At 54.1% G+C, this 16650-nt stretch carries 11 protein-coding genes and 3 pseudogenes; 4 read left to right on the top strand and 10 right to left on the bottom strand.

The genetic code is table 11. The annotated features are described in order from the left end of the window. Window positions 1-11: 11 nt before the first annotated feature. Complete coding sequence (locus tag RHM56_RS01250; protein WP_031633345.1) at window positions 12-236, bottom strand: metal-sensing transcriptional repressor; 225 nt, start codon at window positions 234-236, stop codon at window positions 12-14. Between the two features lie 60 nt (window positions 237-296). Next, window positions 297-1040, bottom strand: coding sequence for an SDR family oxidoreductase (locus tag RHM56_RS01245; protein ID WP_031633346.1), 744 nt, complete (start codon window positions 1038-1040; stop codon window positions 297-299). A 144-nt stretch (window positions 1041-1184) separates the two neighbouring features. Between RHM56_RS01245 and RHM56_RS01240 the strand changes: the two genes are divergently transcribed. After that, window positions 1185-2099, top strand: a complete 915-nt coding sequence (locus tag RHM56_RS01240) for a LysR family transcriptional regulator (protein WP_023082113.1) — start codon at window positions 1185-1187, stop codon at window positions 2097-2099. Window positions 2100-2199: 100 nt separating this feature from the next. On the opposite strand, the gene RHM56_RS01235 is transcribed toward RHM56_RS01240, so the two are convergent. Continuing rightward, window positions 2200-3111 (bottom strand): AraC family transcriptional regulator, encoded by a 912-nt coding sequence (locus RHM56_RS01235; RefSeq protein WP_047273856.1) that lies wholly within the window; start codon window positions 3109-3111, stop codon window positions 2200-2202. 111 nt (window positions 3112-3222) lie between these two features. On the opposite strand from RHM56_RS01235, the gene RHM56_RS01230 reads away from it, so the two are divergent. Together RHM56_RS01230 and rclC are read left to right on the top strand one after the other, a co-directional pair. Further along, entirely contained in the window at window positions 3223-3564 is a 342-nt protein-coding gene (locus RHM56_RS01230) for a carboxymuconolactone decarboxylase family protein (protein ID WP_016779377.1), read from the top strand. A 177-nt stretch (window positions 3565-3741) separates the two neighbouring features. Further along, window positions 3742-4317 (top strand): reactive chlorine resistance membrane protein RclC, encoded by a 576-nt coding sequence (gene rclC, locus RHM56_RS01225; RefSeq protein WP_016779378.1) that lies wholly within the window; start codon window positions 3742-3744, stop codon window positions 4315-4317. 431 nt (window positions 4318-4748) lie between these two features. Here rclC and RHM56_RS01220 read toward each other — a convergent pair. From RHM56_RS01220 to tnpB, 4 genes and pseudogenes are all read right to left on the bottom strand, one after another. After that, a pseudogene (locus tag RHM56_RS01220) lies at window positions 4749-4997 on the bottom strand (integrase core domain-containing protein); the annotation flags it as partial. A 475-nt stretch (window positions 4998-5472) separates the two neighbouring features. Beyond that, window positions 5473-5991 (bottom strand): GNAT family N-acetyltransferase, encoded by a 519-nt coding sequence (locus RHM56_RS01215; protein ID WP_153390637.1) that lies wholly within the window; start codon window positions 5989-5991, stop codon window positions 5473-5475. Window positions 5992-6040: 49 nt separating this feature from the next. After that, window positions 6041-7566 (bottom strand): annotated as a pseudogene (gene tnpC / locus RHM56_RS01210) (IS66 family transposase). A gap of 62 nt (window positions 7567-7628) precedes the next feature. Further along, window positions 7629-7904 (bottom strand): annotated as a pseudogene (gene tnpB, locus RHM56_RS01205) (IS66 family insertion sequence element accessory protein TnpB); the annotation flags it as partial. A gap of 211 nt (window positions 7905-8115) precedes the next feature. Between tnpB and RHM56_RS01200 the strand changes: the two are divergent. Then, entirely contained in the window at window positions 8116-8442 is a 327-nt protein-coding gene (locus RHM56_RS01200; protein ID WP_153390640.1) for a hypothetical protein, read from the top strand. Between the two features lie 541 nt (window positions 8443-8983). Here RHM56_RS01200 and avs1c read toward each other — a convergent pair. Genes avs1c through avs1a form a run of 3 tightly spaced genes read right to left on the bottom strand, consistent with a single transcriptional unit; the run spans window position 8984 to window position 16252 of the window. After that, complete coding sequence (gene avs1c / locus RHM56_RS01195; protein WP_178110040.1) at window positions 8984-9250, bottom strand: AVAST type 1 anti-phage system protein Avs1c; 267 nt, start codon at window positions 9248-9250, stop codon at window positions 8984-8986. 25 nt (window positions 9251-9275) lie between these two features. Continuing rightward, window positions 9276-15074: an AVAST type 1 anti-phage system protease Avs1b gene (gene avs1b, locus RHM56_RS01190; protein WP_153390642.1), complete on the bottom strand. Its 5799-nt coding sequence runs from the start codon at window positions 15072-15074 to the stop codon at window positions 9276-9278. Further along, window positions 15071-16252 (bottom strand): AVAST type 1 anti-phage system MBL fold metallo-hydrolase Avs1a, encoded by a 1182-nt coding sequence (gene avs1a, locus RHM56_RS01185; RefSeq protein ID WP_153390643.1) that lies wholly within the window; start codon window positions 16250-16252, stop codon window positions 15071-15073. Before avs1a ends, avs1b begins: the two co-directional genes overlap by 4 nt. Between the last annotated feature and the right edge of the window lie 398 nt (window positions 16253-16650).

Genomic DNA, 16650 nt, shown 5'->3' with positions numbered 1-16650 from the left:
CCCTGGTGCCTCTACCGCAGGTAGGAGCGGACGATGGAGATGGTCTCGTCAATGGACTTGTTCTGCGAATCGCTCCTGATTTCGCTACTGGGAAACTCTTCCCGTAGATAGCTCTCCATAACCGTTGCCATCAATCCGTTGTCAGCCCCACTAACAGCTGCAAGCTGCTGAACAATAGCAGGGCATTCAGCACCTACATCGAGCGCTTGCTTCTTTTCTTCCGGGCCATGTGGCACTCACCGCTTTTCACTCCAGATAAGCGGGGCCTGACGCCGAAGAGACAGGCCCTCAACTCATTAGAATTCCTGCACGGTTGGGCGCAGAACGATCTCGTTAATATCCACGTCAGCAGGCTGCTCAATTGCGAAGGCGATAGCTCGAGCGACCGATTCGGCGGGAATTGCATGCTTGTAGAAGTCCACCACGAAATCGCGGCTCTGTTGGTGGGTGCTGCCGAATTTCAGTTCGGAGTCCACGGCGCCCGGTTCGATAGTCGTGGTGCGGATGCTGCCACCGACTTCGTGACGCAGTCCTTCGGAGATAGCCCGCACAGCAAACTTGGTGCCGCTGTACACGGTGCCACCTGGGCTGAACACCTTCAGGCCTGCAACCGATGCGATGTTGATGAAGTGACCACTGTTTTGTTTCTGGAAGACTGGCAATGCAGCCGCGACTCCGTACAGCAGACCCTTGATGTTGATATCGATCATGCGATCCCACTCGTCAGTGCGAGTATCGCTGAGCGGTGCAATCGCCATCAGTCCGGCATTGTTGATCAGTACATCAATGCGACCGTAGGTGTCCACGGCACCTTGAATGAGCGTTTTGACCTCTTCCTGAGAGGTAACATCGGTCTGATACGCGATTGCCTGACCACCTGCATTGGTCAGCTCAGCCACCAATGCGTCGAGTTTATCTTTGCGACGTGCAGCCAGCACTACGCGAGCGCCAAGCGCAGCAAGGTGGCGTGCAGTAACCTCACCCAGGCCGCTACTGGCACCGGTGATAACGACAACTTTTCCAGAAATGTTATTGCTCATGCTGAGAACCTCATCGGCGGGTTTGTACTTCGCCATGGCTGGTTAACCTGGCAGTGCGCAAACTTTAGACCCATGATTGATCTCAATAAATGGAAATGATTGGATTATGCTATTCCTGAAAATGGAATAAATGGGAGGGGCAACATGCTTAACCGCATGGAGATGGTTAGGATTTTTTGCACAGCAGCAGAGGCAGGTAGCTTCCGCGAAGCGGCAACTCGATTAGGCATCTCCCCACAAGGGGTGACTCGAGCCATTCAAGCCCTGGAAACTGAGCTTGGCGAATCACTGTTCCACCGCAATACCCGCCAGGTGAGCATCACTGCTTTCGGTCAGGATTACGCCAAAGATGCCAGGTCAGCTCTGGATCATTTCGATACGCTATTCCGGTCGCACAGGACGGAGCCTGAGCTGTCAGGTAGGGTGGGGATTACGGCTCCACATGCTATTGGCAGGCGCTTCCTAATACCGTTTCTTCAGCCCCTGGCCGCTGCACATCCTGACCTGCAATTCGATCTCCGCTTGGAAGATCAGATGACTGATGCCGTTGAAGCGCATATCGATATTGGTATCCGGGTGGGGGTTATTCGCGACCGGCGCTACGTTGCACGTGCCTTAGCTCCCGTGCCGTTTTACGTTGTCGCGTGCCCGTCTCTCATAGGCCAAAAGACACCACCTAAATCTTTGGATGCCTTAGCTAAGCTGCCACTTTCAGTCCTGATCGACCGGAAAAATGGCCGCCCTTGGCCTTGGCTATTTGCCGACGGGCAAACGTTCGCGCCCAGGCAGCCAGCGCTTATCTGTGATGATCCAGATACGGAATTGGAAGCCACCCTGGCAGGCATGTGTTTTGGCCAAATTCCTGCCTATCTGGCTGAGCCTCATCTGCGGTCAGGAAAGCTGGTTGCCGTTTTGGCTGATCACGCTCCAGCACCATGGGATCTGTTCATATACCGCCCGCAGCAGGGTCCTGTATCGAAGCGGGTGCGATTGGTGTACGACCACCTTAAGCAGGCTTTCTCAAACCCCAAGCTATTTCCCCAGGGCCTGGGGACATAGCTTGAATACCTGCCAGCAATCGTCCGCTTTTGGCCGCTCTCCGCCGATCACAACAGGCAGAAAACGGCCATCTCTGGTCACCCCTACCTAAGTGACAGCTCTAAATTCTGCGGCGCATTCTCCCTGGAGGCGCCCCATAAACCTCCTTAAATTTTTTGCTGAACGCCGCCTGCGATTGGTAACCAACCTGCAAGGCAATATCTTTTAATCCCAGATGCGAATGACTCAGCAGGCTGAACGCCAATTCCATACGGACTTGCGTAAGCAATACCCATGGCGACACACCAGCCACACGAACGAACGCCCGCATGAAAGATGCTCGGGACATGCACGCGATATCTGCTAGATTTTGGATGGTCCACTCGTGCGCAGGATCAGCCAACATCGCCTGCCATACGGGGCCCAGACGTTTATCGCTGAGCAAGGCGAGCGTGCCGATGTCTTGGCCATGGCTAGATAGATGGGCGCGAAGGATCAGGGTGAATAACGCCTGAGAAAGAGCATCGAGCAAAAATTTTGCTCCAATCTGATCGCCGTCTGCTTCCCCGCGTAATAAATCGACCAGAGACTGTAATGGTCCATCCGCTGGGAGCGTGCCGCTGGGTATCAACAGGTAGTCAGGTAATGAAGCAAATAGCAACGAAGTTCGGTTGAAGTGAAAGCAGCCGCATAGCATGTCCAGATCCGCACTCACGCCGCCAATGCGATGTATGGGCAATATGCCAGCGTCGATACGCTTTGCCGATACCAATGTTGGCGCAACAGCTTTGCCCGGACTATGCAGCACATGCGGCGCACCACCCGGCAGGAGCAGAACGTCGCCGGCGCGCATAGAAAGACGCTGCCCGCTTGGAAGCTCCACCCGACACTCACCCGACAGCACCACGTGGTATGGCGCTTTGCCCAGCGCTTCCTGCTCATGCTCCAGGGACCAGTCACCCTGAAATTGGCAACGTAAATCCAGACTGCCACGAACATTGGCGAGGCTGATGAGCTTGTCGATCGAATTCATTTGAGCGCATCGCAGAAAAAACAGAGCGTATCGAACTAATCAAAATAGGACTAGGGCATACACTAAACAAGGTTAAACATTACACCCCCCCCCCCCTCAGGAGTTACCGCAATGTTCATTAACTGGTCCGAATTATTACCCTCCATCCAGAAAGCTTTCGGCGCGCTGGGCAAAAGTAATCCAAAAATGGTCAAAGCCTACATGGCCCTCGGAGAAGCCTCTGCCGAAAACGATGTGCTCGACACCAAGACCCGCGAATTGATCTCCATTGCAGTCGCCATCACTACACGCTGCGACGGCTGTATTGCAGCTCACACTGATGCGGCCATTAAGGCTGGTGCGAGCCGCGAGGAAGTGGCTGCGACCTTGGCCACTGCGATCTCGTTGAACGCAGGCGCCGCTTATATTTATTCACTGCGCGCTCTTGAGGCGTACGACACCTTGAAAAAATAGCTCTTTCGCCATAACTCCACCGGCCCCGCACACTTAAACGTGCCGGGGCTTACCTGATACATCCAGACGTCAGCCACTTGTTGAGACGATCGAACAATAACTTGAGCATGACGCACAAAAGCGTCTCGCGGCTAAGCCTCAGACTGGTTTCACATTCCAAATATTCGGATAAGTCTGATGCTCGCTTCATTCACTACATGGCTGCAATTCATCAGCAAGCTCGACACCCTTGGCACACACCTCATGAGACTGGCGATCGCCGTAGTTTTCTTGTGGATCGGGGCGCTCAAATTCGCGCCTTACGAAGCCGATAGCATTACCCCATTTGTCGCCAACAGCCCGTTTATGTCTTTTTTTTATGAACATCCCGAGGATTACAAGGCACACCTGACCCACGAGGGTGAATTGAATGCGGAAAAGCGCGTCTGGCAGACCGCAAATAACACATACATCTTTTCCAACGGCCTGGGCGTAGTAGAAATTCTGATCGGTCTGCTGGTGCTTTCCAACCCGATCTCGCGACGCGCCGGTCTGCTTGGTGGGGCGCTGGCCTTCGGTACACCGCTGGTGACCTTAACCTTCCTGCTCACCACACCTGAAGCCTGGGTACCGGATCTTGGTGATGGTGAACATGGCTTTCCATTCCTGTCTGGTGCAGGACGCCTAGTGCTCAAAGATCTCTTGATGCTGGCCGGCGCTCTTCCGGTGATGGCTGATTCCGCCCGTCAGTTATTGCAAGAGCGGCGCCCCTAGTTTTCTTTTAAAGCCTTGAAATCTGAATCGCCTCAAGCTTCGTAGATACCTCCGAGAGGCTGCTTGTGGCCGATTTCTGCCTGTCACGAAAGGCTGCAATCGGCCGATTCTGTTGAAAAAGTCGGTTTTCTCAAACTGCCGGAACATTGATCGGTGAAAGCGCCTTTTTAGCACGCTGCTACGTGAAATCTAAGCCCGAAAACCTCTGCGAAGATTCAAGATTTCAATCTCAGATGCGCTCTTTTTTGACCCGAAAACCGAAGCCGACTTTTTCAACACAATCGGCCATAAGCGGTCATACTTAGTTGTCTCCGAAACCCGGGGCGGTAGTGCGGTTCACCACCCGTAGAATACCCTACAACTCCGTTTGCTAGAGAGTCAGGGCAGATCTGCGTAGTAGTCGAAGGTTTCTTGGCTGCCCCCTGTAGTGGTCAACTAATCCCGGACACGACGTTAAGTTTTTTCTCGGCCTGAGCCGGTGGCAGCCCACCATTAAATTGGTGCGGTCGAATCCAGTTGTACCAGTGCATCAAAAAATGGCTGATATCCCGCTGAGCTTGTTGGGCCGTCGTGTAGCCAGTGTTCGGTATCCACTCGGTTTTCAGGCTCCTGAACACCCGCTCCATCGGCGCATTATCCCAACAATTTCCTCGCCGGCTCATGCTCTGACGCATGCGATATGTAACCGTCCGGCCAAGTCACCTACCGAACTCCAGCATTAAGGACGATGGTGTCCGCGTTTTTTTAAGCGAGCGCGCTCACCCTTATCGCCAGGATTTCCATGCGCCAACGTAGCTCTTATCCCAAACCGTTCAAAGCCCAGGTCGTCCAGAAAGCGCAATGCGGCAAGGTGTGATTGCGGGACGCTTACCACCAATAAGCGGAAAGCCCAAAATAGTGGTTGCGCGGCCATTTACGGTTAACATTTTCTGAGTGTTCGGCGCACATTTTAAGAAAATCTTGGCGCGGTTAAGAAAAACTTGCCTACGACAGGGGAAAAAATGGGAAATCTAGTGGGGTACGCCCATTTGATCAATGCGATGGAGTTACCCACTGGCACGGCAGCAACTGTCTAACTTCAATGGCCATCTGTGTGTAAGCGTCCGGCAAATACACGTTTAACGGCTACCAACGTAGGTGCCTGAAATTTTCTGTTCAAGTCACTGGCCATACCATTGCGCATCGATTTCCCGGAGTGAATCCGTGCTTGTACTCCTCGTGCAGAATCGCCGCTAACCTTTGATCCAAATCTGTGCTGGTATCAGCCTTGAATCCCATCCGCGAGTAAAATGGTGCATTCCAAGGCACGTTTTTGAACGTGGTAAGCGTTACGAAACGCAGTCTTTTTGAGCGAGCATAATCCTTCGCGGCCTCAACCAGACTTCGCCCCAAACCTTGTCCTTGCATTGATCGCATGACCGATAATTCGAAAATGTGAAGATCGTCACCGTGGCGCTCAGCGCTGAGAAATCCTTGCGGCCGATTTTCGACATCAAGGGCAACCCAGCATGTCGATAGAGCGATGAGCTGGCGGTGTCGCTCAATGGACATGGGAGGCGAATCAGCCAGCCAGCTCAAGTCCTCAATCATGCGGAATGCTTGCGCAGCGGAGGTTTCAATGGCGGGCAAGAGTTGTGCATCTTCCGGTACAGCATAGCGAATGGTTGCGGACATATGACGCCTTTAGTGAGGAGGGTGAATCGTAAGTACGCCGTTGCACGATTCAGGCAGATACCCACTGATGCGGCAGTAGTTGCTCAATCTCACTCGCTCGCTGCGTCGGCAACCGCGTCAGCACATCTTTGAGATAGGCATACGGATCATGCCCATTCATGCGCGCTGACTGGATCAAGCTCATGATCTCCGCCGCCCGTTTTCCGCTGCGAAGCGAGCCGGCAAACAACCAGTTGGAGCGTCCGAGTGCCCACGGTCTGATTTGATTTTCCACCCGGTTGTTGTCAAAGGGCACAGCCCCATCTTCCAAGTAGCGCGTCAGCGCTACCCAGCGTTTAAGGCTGTAATCCAAGGCTTTGGCCGTTGCTGATCCGTTGGGCACAAGATCGCGCTGGGTCAACATCCAGTTGTGCAGTGCTTTCGCTAACGGCGCTGCTTTTTCTTTCCGTATTCGCCAGCGATCTTCATCACCCATGTCCCGCGCCTTGCGTTCCACTTCGTACAGGCCGCCAATCGAGTGCAGTGCCTGTTCTGCCAACTGACTTTTATTCGCTACGTGCAGATCGAAGAACTTGCGGCGGGCGTGGGCCATGCAGCCGATTTCGGTCATGCCTTTTTCGAAGCCAGCCTTGTAACCAGCAAAGTCGTCGCACACCAGCTTGCCATTCCAGGAGCCAAGGAAGTTACGCGCATGCTCACCGGCACGGCTCGGGCTAAAGTCATAGACCACGGCCTTGAGGGCCGAAAACGGCGTGGTGCAGTAAGCCCAGACATAAGCACGGTGAGTTTTCTTCTGTCCGGGGGCAAGCATCTGCACCGGCGTCTCGTCGGCGTGGACGACTCGCTGCGCCAGGACAGCTTCTCGCAAGGCATCAACCAGCGGCTGAAGCTGTACACCGGTCTGCCCGACCCATTGGGCCAGCGTTGAGCGAGGGATCGCTAAACCGGCGCGCCCGAAGATTTTCTCCTGCCGATACAGCGGCAAGTGGTCAGCGAACTTCGCCACCATCACATGGGCCAGCAGGCCTGCGGTTGGGATGCCCTTGTCGATCACGTAGACTGGCACCGGCGCCTGGATCAATGCTTCGCACTGACGACAGGCCCATTTCCCACGTACATGTTGCTCGAAGGTGAACACGCCCGGTGTGTAATCGAGCTTCTCGCTGACGTCCTCGCCGATGCGCTGGAGTTGGCAGCCGCAGGAGCACTGAGTGTTTTCCGGTTCGTGATGAATGATAGTGCGTGGAAACTGTGGCGGCAGCGGTGCGCGCTTTGGTTTTTGGCGCGCCTCTTCTGGAGCCGGAACCGGCTGGAGTGCCGTCAGCTCAGCGGCGATAGCCTCAAGATCAGTGTTAAGCAGGTCGTTGAGCAAGCTGCCTTGTTCAGGACTGATCTGTTCGCTGCGCTTGGCAAACCGGTGCCGCTTGAGGATCGCGATTTCGTGGGTCAGCTGTCCGATAATTGTTTCATCGCGGTGAATCTTTCTGCCCATGGTGTCGACCTTCGACAGCAACTGCGCAGCGAGAGTGCGCAGTTGGTGGGGGTCATTTGGTCGAGGTTGGGCAAGGAAGTCATGGCGTGGATTTTACCAAAGCAGACCACCTACGGCAGCAGATTCAGCGTTAATTACAGCCTTTTTAAAGGATCGTGATTGCACCACCAGCCCCTACGCGCTGCCACGGCAGGCCCAGCACCAAAGCCTGAAGTTGCTCGGCATCCAGTTCCAGCTCGCAACCTTGTCGAATGCCTGGCCAGTGGAATTTTCCTTGGTTCAACCGCCGTGCCGCCAACCAAACACCAATCCCGTCATGAACCAGCACTTTCATGCGATTGGCCCGGCGATTGGCAAACAGATAAGCGCAGTGCGGCTTCGCCGCACCGAACACCGCAATCACCCTGGCCAATGCGGTCTCGGTACCCGGTCGTTACCCGACTCGAGGGCGTTCGACGCCCCCCCCCAAAAAAAACCGCTCTATGTCAGTAGTTTCGGGGTAGATGTTTATTCAGGCTTTCAGCAAAAAATCCCCAATTTCGTGGATCTCCGTGCTGGACTACAACGCCCCATCCACTCATATTGGCAAAGTGCCGGCCCAGCCGACATCTTCATCAACCAAGGAGTAAGCAATGAAGTTCAACTTCTACAACGTCGACCAGACCGCTACTTTTCTGATCAAGAATGAGTCTACTTTTGAAAAGAGCTACCCGCTGCAGGCAAATGCGGTTCAGTTTCTCAAAAACGCGGCAGTTAAGAAATTCGAGACGCATTGCGGCCCAATGCAATCGCCGATGAATATCGCTGACGGCGTACTGCAAAACGTATGGCGAGGAGCTGGCGTTACGTTCCAAAGCGTTAGCAATACCAATGCACCGACGGATAACGTCACCCTCACCGTCAAAACCAGCCTGCCTGACAGCTCGATCATCGAGGTCTGTTTCTGGGTTATGCCGTAGCCTTAAGATGAAGAGTTTCGTGAACGCAGCCCGGCCAGTTAATACGGGGGCGGGTTTTGCATAGAGTCACATAGCTCTTCCTACCCCGTGGCATTATTCGCGGGGTGGGAAATCAGTAAACTGGAGATGCCACTCCATGGAATCGAAAATGCAAAGCAGATCCAGCTTGTGAGCGAGCATCAGGGCGAGTCGCTTCTGTGGATGAACACCATCTGTAGGCGCTGATGCGGAATTGCCCCACCTTCTGGGGCGAGACTGCCCCAACATAAACAGGTAGATAGCCAGCACAAACGGCCAAAGCCTTTAAGGCTGTCTGGGTCAGCGATTTCTCAGCAGTTGGATCAATTCCTCATCAGCGCCTACAGCAAGTGTCTTGTAGGTAAGGTGGGTGTAGGTTTTAGTCGGTCCGGACACTGGGGGGGAGTGTGAAGTGGAGGTTTGATTGGCCGTATGATCGTCAGCAAACGACCCAAAGCTGCCATGCCGGCGGGGAGTTAACGACCAGAAAGGACTGCTGATTATCTACAAAATCAGGGCCTCTTCAGTCATCCTCACTTAGCCTTTCGTCAGGGAATTTGACCATCGCTAGGAAGTCTTTATTCAGCATCTGATAGGCCGTATTGATCTGTACCCGAACGGATTCATCGATACTCAGCAAGTCGACGCGACCATTAGGCAGCGTGCGTACGGCTAGCACGTCTTCCTCGGCATCTAGCCCTTCTGCGAAATGCATCAATCCCAAACGCATTTGCTCCTGATAGAGATGCATGCGCTCTTCAAATTCCACCCGGGTTTCGGGTCGGGTCATAGTCGTCATCTTCGGGCCCATACTTTCAGTACCTGTCTAGAGTTGCCACGATGTCGTTGTTCACACGTAATGCCCATCCTATGCGCCATCCAGGGGGAAGTGCGAATGCCCCGCGGCGAACGGCCAACAACGATGCTTCATGTTGACGGCCTCCTGACGTCGATCCCGAAACGATTCCATCCCGCCAGTGATACCTGACGGTTGCGGAGGAACCAACGCCGAGCAGTTGCAGAAACTGAGGTGTGGGGACAGCAGGGGTCAGCGTTCCAAAGTGCGTCATGACTGGATGAACACGGCCACATACGGCTAATCTAGCATCGTGCCCGGCATGAGGCATTTCAACCGATGTGAATGACCTATCAAAAGGTGGTCGCATTGCTTGGGGCATCGATGGAATGAGTCGAGATACAAGCTCGACTTGTATTGAGTGATGCTTAAACTCGGTGACGAATTTAAAGTCGAGATACACCCAGTCTTTGTCAGAAGGACGGTAAGTTTGTGGGTTTGCGCTAAAAACTGCTTGAGTAAGATTTTCGATCAGTTGGCGCCCATTGGTGGGTTCCGTCAGTGAAGCTGGGTTGTAGCTACGCAGTGCAGCCTCAACCTGAAAAATGCACTCCACACCAGCATAGGGGAAGAGTGCGACATTCATCGCATACCGCAGTTTGCCTGTCCAGCGACCGACAGGAAATGTTGCGGACTCACGAGAGCCTTTGGCGATCAACCCTTCAAGTTCATGGGCGACCGATACCTCCAATGGAGCACAGACGGTTGCCAGCGTAGATTCAAACCGTCGTATGGTGGCATGATCTAGAGCGCCTGTTTCGATCAACGTTTGCCAAACGGCATCCAGAGTAGACGGCCAGTAAGCAGGGATCTCGGGCGCAGCACCCCTCACAACGGAGGATGTGGATACCAATGTCTCACGAAGCGAGCCGGCAAACGCCGCTGCACTAAGCTCTTCATGTGATGCGGCCCGTTCCGCTATTCGAATAAGCGTGGCATAACGGCCCGCATGCTGGCATTCATTAATAATTCGGTCAGTATCCAGAAAACGAGATACCCGCTGCCAGAGCACAACTGGCTTCTCTATGGAAAGCTTATCGAGTACGGCGGACGCGATGTCTGCCCGATTCTGAGCAGTCATCGAGCATGCCAGCGTGGCAACCTCCTTGAGGTAGGTGTCGTCGAAGCGAAGCAGCCAGAGCAACATGGCAGCCGCGCTGTCACGGCGCTCCCATTTCGGGTGATCCAAGCTCCAAAGGATCAGATCGAACGCTGCCGATGATGGGTCGCCCTGATCGTTGGCGCCCATGTAGGTGAACGGCGCGACAGATGCTTCGCCAATGATTTGGCTGATATGGTCAATTGCCGCCGATGTCACGCTGGCGTGCTGCACCGCATTGAGCTTGCTCGCGAACAGTTCTGTCAGGCGAGACGCGATGCGCCAGCGCTCGGAATATCGTTCCTGCAATGCTAAGGGGCCGTAGAGTTGCGTCAGATCCTCAGCGGTTTTGGTATGACTTTCTATCAAGGCCACTGCCTCGCGGGTGCTAGCGTCGGCGTCCCATACAGACCACCCTCCAGACTGTAGCACTTTGATTGATTCAAGACAGGCACTGATGCCTACCGCTTCATTTTTCCGTTTAAACTGTTTCTTTGCCTCATCGAGCGCCCGGCGGGACTCGGTGATGGCGGACTGTTTGCCGAACGTCCCCGGAAGGTAAAGAGCATCCAGGTTTGGGTCTTGGCTAGATTCGTCGGTATCGGGGGCCGTTTTCTGCTTCTTGGTTTCCAGCGGGCCATAACGTCCAGCGTACCCGGAAACCAATCGATCAAGCTGTTGCCTGGAAAGGTTGCCTTGGACCTTCTCCAGAATCGCTTTAAACGGAGCTGCACACGAGTCTGGCAAGATGTGAACCATGCCCCGTAGCATGAACCAGGCATTTTGTGCATTCATCGAATTACATATGATCTGCACGCGCGACGTCACCCACGCAATGTCGGTTGGTTGCTGATTAATACTGAGAACAATGCGCGCGTATGCCTCGCCCCACTCCCCTAGATGCCGCTTATCCCCATTTTGGTAGATCTCCAGCAGCGCCCAGCACAGTCGCCAGTCTGCATGTCCCTGGATGTTCTTGAGGATTTCCAGCAGCGATGCCTGCTCTTCCAGTGATCCTCCTGGATAACGCATGCCTACCAGGTCGGATACTCGATCAAGATCTCCTGTGCGTGCTTGCTCAAGCAATTGTTCCACGGATCCGCAGGACTGATGTTTGAAATAACTGATGGCGTCCGTATAGCGCTTACGGCGACACAGCTCGCCAATGAAGTTTCCCTTCTCTGCACGGACGTAGCGCTGGAAGGTCATCTCGCCGCTTGCGCGTTCAAGGTTCGCGGCGATCTGTTGATACGCTGTATCGGACACGTCCGTATACTGGGGAAACGCCTTCAGGGTCCCTGACATTAACGAAAGCTGATCCTCCTTGTACCAACTTGGTCCCATCGATACTGCGAGCACTTCCCGATAAACTCTCAAAGCCTCCTCTGATGCTCCCAGCTGGGTGAACAGAGGGATCATCTGGAGCATTTCAGGAATCAATTCGTATCGGTTCTGAACATTCGACTGAATATAATCCTTCCAGCGAAACATCAGGTCCAACAGTTGCTCATTCAATTCCTCGCCCAAGTTCGCTTTGGCGAATTGGGCAGTGAAGGAACGCAAGATCTCTCTGAAACCCTCCTGGTAAAGGCCGAGCTGAGTGCTGAACGCCTGATCCATGTGGTCAAGCATCCGTTTGGCGTCGGATGGCAGACAATCCACATAGAGCCGGGTCAGGTGATCGTAGAGCAACGGTACAATATGCTCGGGAATGAAGTAGCTGTTTTCCCAGGTGATGCGTACTGACAACGAGAAAGCAAGTTCAGGGAAAATCTTCTGATTCAGGAAGCTGCGGACCTCATCCAAGGCGCCCAGATCCGAAGTGACTTTGGCTCTTCTTGCGGTGCCGTCACACCAGGCGATTGCCTGTCCAAGGGACTGAAGTGCGCTTTCCCAGCCTGAAACTCCATGGTCCAGAAGAGTCGGTGGAATGCTCCATACACTCAGAAAAGATCCGGCGCGCAGCCTTACATACGCCTCATCAAACGCAGTCTCATCGGGCATCGCTCTGTTCTTTGTGAAAAGGGGCAGGGCTTGCGGGTCCAATGCGACACCATTAACAAATTGTGTCACTAAGGCGGGTGAGGCTCCCACTGAAATCAATACGTCGACAGTAGCGAGACTGGTGTCCGTCGGGGCTAATGGTGCGTCAATCTGCTCCTCGATATCCGATAGCACCAACTGAAGCCTATCGCTAAGGAGTGTCATACCGTAGTCACACGCGTAGGTGTGAGCGTGTGACAACAGATTTCGTAGCATCACCACTCGTTGACGTCGATCCGCATCGGGTGGCAATGGCACTGCCGCAAGTGGCGTATATTTTCCTTCGAAACAGAGCGCTGCGCCCAGCATGTCACCTACTAGGCTCAAGGTAATGCCTTCTCTTGCGCTTTCGGAAAATCCGTTCCGAGCGTGACGCAGAATATGTCCGATGTTGAGGAGGAAAGGTTTGAAGTACGCCTCCCCACCGGCCAACTTGACTAGCGCCATAAGGTGCAACTGCAGACAAGTGACGTCAAGAAACTCCTCCTGGCTCTGTTCGCGGTCGGCCAGGGCTGCCAATGCCGTTTGGATTTTTTGGATGAGCGCCCGTGCCTCATCAAGCCTTTGAGTTTGGATAAGCATGACGACAACCGCGAACGCGTCGTCAGGCGTCACAATCAAGTGCTCGTATCGTACAATATGGCGGAGCGCCTGTTGTGTCTCTCCAAGAGCAATCAACGCTCTGGCAACCAGGGCCGCAGACTGCGCGAATAGGGTGTTGTAGCGAAAGGTCAGTCGCTGAGAGAGAAGCAACAAGCGAATTAACTCCGCCGCAGTACCTAGACGCGCTGCTGCGGCGAGTGCGTCGTCAATATCGCCCAACAGTCGATCGGGTTCTGCGCCCAACAGTACTGATCGATCGACCCACTCCTGCTTGCATTCCCTCAATGCCGTGGCTTGCCTCTCAGCATCAGCCAACAGCCCATGGTAAATCCTGTTCAGCGGCCCATACTCGGCACTGGCGGTTAATACGCAAAACTCCATCAGCCTGCCCTGAATCCATTCGTCCAGCGCTAGGGTCTTTTGCGCGATGAATTCGGAAAACGAGGAGTGATAAATTTCCGTTTTATCAGGATCACGCAGAAGGTGACGAATACGGGCCATCGTGGGGACAAACGCCGTTGATTCAGCTGCTGTGAGCATCGACGTGATTGCAGACGTCGCTATTCCCCAACGCAGCCTGGCAATGATTCCGAGTAGGTTCACCGCTTCTTGGTCGTTCAACAGCTGCGACCAGATGGTCTCGTAGTAGTCCTGGATAGCACCCGTGAATGGCGGGATCGCGTGCAGGTCGTCGTCGGGGATGCCTTGGTTAACTATATCGATCAGATAGTGCAAATACAGGGGATGGCCCTGCGCTCGGCCGCAGATAAAAGCGATCATTTGCCCAGTGTTGTGATCTTGCCGAAGCAAGGACGCACACAGCGCTTGCTGCTCGTCCAGATCCAGGATTGGAAGTGTCAGTCGCTGAGCGCCTTTGGCGAGAGCGCCAAGGTCGCTGGTAAGTGCCTCCAGACCAACACCGGTGATGATTATGACAATCCCTGTCGGTAGCACCGGGGGCAATAGATCCACAAAGCGTCGCAAGGCGTCGCCACTTACTCCAGTGGCTTCGTTGATGCCATCGATGAACAGTACACTTACATTGCCACTCTCCGCAGAGCGATCTGCAAATGCCTGAAGTATCGAAGCGGTACTCTGTATAAGCTGGGAATAGGGACGCTCGGCCAATCGTGCAGGCCTGCCTGTCACCCTGGACGACCACAACGACTCCAACCATCCTACAAAGATCTCGGGCTGCGACTGGAGCGCAGGCGTCCAGCCGCGACTTCTGTCCGAAAGTGCATAAACGCCGATAACGTCAACCGTTGCGTTCCGCGGAGTGAAGTTGCGGCAGTAGGTCGACTTGCCAATGCCATGGGCGCCGTCCAACAGCAGATAGCCTGTACCCATCGCTAGCACACGTGATTCCAATAACTCGTCAAAATCTGGCCTTTGAGCGGCGTGGACGTCATCAACGGAGTCAGATGCAGGTTCTGTAATCACGCCGTGGGACCTTAGGAACTCTGCCAGATTCACAAAACTAACTGCCCCTAGAGACCTGTCCACACTGACGCGAAGCAATCCGCAGCAACGAGAACCTACCATCAAGGCGGCGCCAGACATTCCTGAATAGTCAGACAACTCGCTGCCCGTCTGAACCGATACGTCAAGATCGATCCCGAGCACCCGTTCACTAAACACCTGCTGCAAAATGCCATGCAAAATATGCCCAAGTTCCAGCTTCACCCCTGGGTAACCGAAGGCATAGCATCGAGCGCCTGGCTGCGGACGATGGAGTTCTATCGGGATAGGACGACAAAGCGCCGCGACCGATAGTTTAAGAAGACAGATGTCCAGGTCGGGATCAAGTGCAGAGATTATTGCCTCATGGTCAAAGGCAGAAGCACCCGCACCGAAGCGAACGCGCACCATGTCGCCCACCACCGGCTCCTCGCAAAAATCAACGCAGTGATAGGCGGTCAGGATGTGCTCGGGTGAGACGAGCCATCCTGTCCCGGACTCACCCGTAGCCAATATTTGGCAGGTGGCAAGCTTCACTTCTTCTTCTGTCATACATCACTTTCCTTGAGACTGATCCAGTCATTTGCCTCTGTGTGGACGCTGAACCGTGCGCCTGACCTGGAGCTGTGATCTCGCAGGCGTCTGGAAGCTTTAGACTCATGACTGAAATACAATTTGCGTTCAAAATCGGCCGGGCGATCAACTATCTCGGCCAAGACCTCAAAATCGGGATGATCGTGATGAGAACCGTCGGATGAAATGAAATAAACAGGGGCATCTATAAGTGATAAAAGCTCGACATTCGTACTGCGCAGGCTTCCGTGGTGAGAAACCTTGATCGCGTCGAACTGCAGAGAAGAGCCATTTGCAGCTACCTGTCGAAGGGCTGTCACCATATCTTCAGCCCGGGTATCACCCAGAAACAGGGCCTTGGTCCCGCACGCATTCAAGATGAAGGCAATGGAGCTGGCATTGGTGGGCGACGGATCGACTGTGTAGGCTTCCTGAAGACGCCGAGCGTGATGAGTTGCAATAGGGCGGATGGATGGCGTAGCAGGCTCCGATGCCGTGGCGCATAATATTTCATAGGCGTCGTCCAGCAGATCGTCGCCAGCAGGATTTCCCCTGAAACCTAATCGACGTAGTTCTCTGAGCCACCATTTGCGCAGTGCTTCCAAGCGAGCCAAAGTGGGCCCTATCACGCTGATCTCAACACCATTGGCGTAAGTGCGGTATGGGGTATCGTTTGTGATGCAATCCGTTCCATCTCCGGTGTTCCAGCGATAGCCTTTTTCCCTGAGCGCCTTAGCTAACGAGATACCGTGCTTCGCGCCGATTGGGTTAGCACCCGGACCGCGCTCCAATGGAAATCCGCGTCTCTGAATGGACTCTAATAGCTTTCGATCTTCTCCATCGCTGGGGAGGTTAGCCTGTATCGAGAGCGAACGTAGGCTGTTATGCCAAACGTCCTTGACTTCGATGATCTCTCGACCCTGCGGCGAGCCGTTACGCGACACGAACTCGATGATGCCTCCGATGTGATCCAGATCGATGTGTGTTGCCATCATCACATCGATACAACCGCCATTCTTTGAAATCAACGCCAGATCAGGTGCTATATAGGTGTTAAAGGTGCTGGCATAACCCGCGTCAACAAGGATGTGAGTACCGTTTGCATTGACCAGGAAGGCATCGCCGTTTTTGGCGGGATACATCTTTATTTTTAGCATAATTCCCCGGCCGTAGGAGGGCGCATTCGTTCGGACGTCAAGCATATCGTAGGCAGCGGCGTGTTTGGGCGGCAGACCGCCCCGGATGGGCATTCAAGCGTCAGATCGGCGCGCTTGGGCATATACACGACTTTGGGATCAACGCTGCGTGGCTAATCGGAGGGTCGACGCAGTTGGACGCTGGACGTTGCAACTGCTTATCCTCACCTCAGTCTTCCTAGGCATACAGTTGCGAGATTACGACGTGCCAGTGGTTCAGTGATGATGCTAAAGGGCTTCGCTTAACGAGGGATTCGGAACTCATCCTCCGCACGTTCCGCAGAGTCATCGGCTTCGGCACATCGGCGGTGATATCTGCATCGTGATACCTGACCAGGAGCAATCAGAGGTACGCTTAC

It is taken from the genome of Pseudomonas sp. CCC3.1 (assembly GCF_034347405.1).
Classification (GTDB): Bacteria; Pseudomonadota; Gammaproteobacteria; order Pseudomonadales; family Pseudomonadaceae; genus Aquipseudomonas.
This window is presented reverse-complemented; position numbering and strand designations above follow the sequence as displayed.